Genomic DNA, 2,418 nt, shown 5'->3' with positions numbered 1-2,418 from the left:
GGCGCAAATGATACTCGATGAAGCCGAATCTTACACCTAGCGCAATCGATCAACCAGGCGTCCATCCAGAATTGATGCAAGCTGAAGGAACGCCCCGGTGTGCAATGCGCGCCGCAGATCAGGCTTGAGGACAATGTGCAGACGCCGGGTGTGGAGTTCAACGCTGGAAGGTCGTGATCGTGTGGGCGCAATCACAGACACCAGGTTAGCGTATTAGTCTTGTGCCGATTTGAGCAAAAGTTGCAGCGAAGGATTAGAAAGGTTGGGATCGTGGATAGGGCAAGAGCTATTGCAAAACTTACGGCACCCGGAAGAAAGTATGAACTGCAAAATGTCTGTGTGAATGGAAACGAGGTAAAGTGGTTCGTAAACGCACCCACCTCGCTCAGACAGCTGATTAGCGAAGCGCGCTGCGAGAAGACATTTTTTGTCTATAATGATGAGCGCTACACGTTTGAGGAATTCTATCAGCGTGCGTCAAATCTGGGCAGACGCCTGATCGATGACTATGGAGTCAAACCTGGCGACCGGGTCGCAATTGGCCTTCGCAACTACCCTGAATGGGCGCTCGCATTTGCGGCGATAACTTCTATCGGAGGGATCGTCGCGGGGCTCAATGCATGGTGGGAATCGGACGAGCTTGAGTATGGCATTAGGCATATCGGGGCAAAGGTGGCCATAGTCGACCAGGAACGGCTTGACAGAGTCAAACTCCAAAGTGGTCTTGATTTTCTGACTCTTATTTCGGTCCGTTCAGAGCCATGTGACCGTGCCACACCCATCGATCAGCTTCTGCGTCAGCACGGCGAGCTTCCCGATATCCAAATCGAACCCGATGATGATGCGGTCATCTTGTTTACATCGGGATCGACTGGCCACCCCAAAGGGTCCGTCTCGACGCACCGCAACATCATTGCGGCGCTCTTGTCCATGGAGCTTGATCTGGCAGTTTTGGCAACAATCCACGGTGGCGCGCCCAAAGGGCAATCGAAGCCGCATTATCCGGACGCAGCCTTGCTTGGCATGCCGCTTTTTCACGTCAACGGACTTCTTGCTGTATTGCTGACCAGTTTCCGCAGAAAGCGGAAGACTGTTGCGATGTACAAATGGGACCCGAATGTCGCTGTCGAGTTGGTTGAGGCAGAAAAAATTGTCAGCTTTGTTGGAACGCCCGCAATGACGGGAGACATTATGCTGGCGGCGCAAAAGCAGGATAAAGATGTGAGCAGCTTGCTCGCCGTGGGTGGCGGCGGATCGGCGCGCGCTGAATCTCAAGTGAAGGGCATTGACGAGACATTCAAGAATGCAAAGCCGAACACCGGATGGGGGATGACTGAAACCAACTCGATCGGCACGTCGATCGGTGGCGAAGAATATCTAATGCGACCATCCAGTTCGGGCAGGGTGAGCGCGGTTCTTGAGCTCGGAATTGTTGACAGCGACGATAACTTTGTAAAGGCCGGAGAGCGCGGAGAATTGCTTGTTCGAGGAACCTCGGTGATTCACAAATATTGGGACCGACCAGATTCGAGCGGCGATTTTCTGGAAGGTGGTTGGTTCAGGACGGGAGATATCGCTTATCTCGACGAAGATGGATATCTCTACATCGTAGATCGGTTGAAACAGATCATCATTCGGGGTGGTGAAAATATCGGTTGCGCCGAGGTGGAATCGGCAATGTTAAACGATCCGGCAATTATTGAGGTCAGCGTTTACGGCGTAGCCGACCAAAGGCTGGGCGAGGATGTTGCGGCGACAATATATGTTGATCGGGAAGTAGACGTCGACGCCATAAGATCAAATCTGAAGCTCAAGATTGCCGGTTTCAAAATCCCAAAGCACATCCGGGTCACAACCGAGCCATTGGTTCGTATCGCGTCCGGTAAGATTGATAAGAAGACGATCCAAAAAGATCATCAAAAACTCCTAGATTTGGAGTGACGCAGATGAATATTCCAGGCTGTCACAATGTGACTGATTTTCATCGTCTCGCCCAGCGTCGAATTCCATTTCCAGTGTTCGATTATTTTGACGGCGCGGCCGAGTATGAAATCACGCGATGGCGCAACAGAGAGGCTTATGAGAGCTGCGACTGTTCCCCGTCAGCGTTCATGAGACAGATTAGCGGTTGAAGTTTAGGAGGGTTTTGGTTCTCGTCGTAGTGACGAAGGAACGAACATGAGAACCAAAAGTCGAGGTCGAAGCGCCCTGCCGAGTAGGTTGTAGCTTGAGCAGTGGAATCGCTAGGATGTATTCGCTTTGCGCCAACGACCGGGTGCCATTCCACCGACCCGTTTAAAAGCTCGACAAAAACTACCTGCTTCAGAGTATCCAAGCGTGTAAGCGATCTGCTCTAATGTCATGGTTGATGATAATAAGAGCTGGCAAGCACGTTCAAAAATAACTTCGGACTGGATT

General features: G+C 51.6%; 2 protein-coding genes. One reads left to right on the top strand and one right to left on the bottom strand.

Going from position 1 to position 2,418, the window contains the following annotated elements; all coding sequences use genetic code 11:
- The first annotated feature begins 270 nt into the window (after window positions 1–270).
- Entirely contained in the window at window positions 271–1,941 is a 1,671-nt protein-coding gene (locus ACWPM1_RS14780; protein ID WP_455695657.1) for a class I adenylate-forming enzyme family protein, read from the top strand.
- A 302-nt stretch (window positions 1,942–2,243) separates the two neighbouring features.
- Here the strand turns inward: ACWPM1_RS14780 and ACWPM1_RS14775 are convergent, their stop codons facing one another.
- On the bottom strand, window positions 2,244–2,402 hold the full coding sequence (locus ACWPM1_RS14775; protein WP_455695658.1) for a helix-turn-helix domain-containing protein: 159 nt from the start codon (window positions 2,400–2,402) through the stop codon (window positions 2,244–2,246).
- Window positions 2,403–2,418 lie beyond the last annotated feature (16 nt).

This window comes from Tsuneonella sp. HG249 (genome assembly GCF_053819205.1).
Note: the sequence above shows the minus strand (reverse complement) of the source record. Positions and strands in the feature narration are given on the sequence as shown.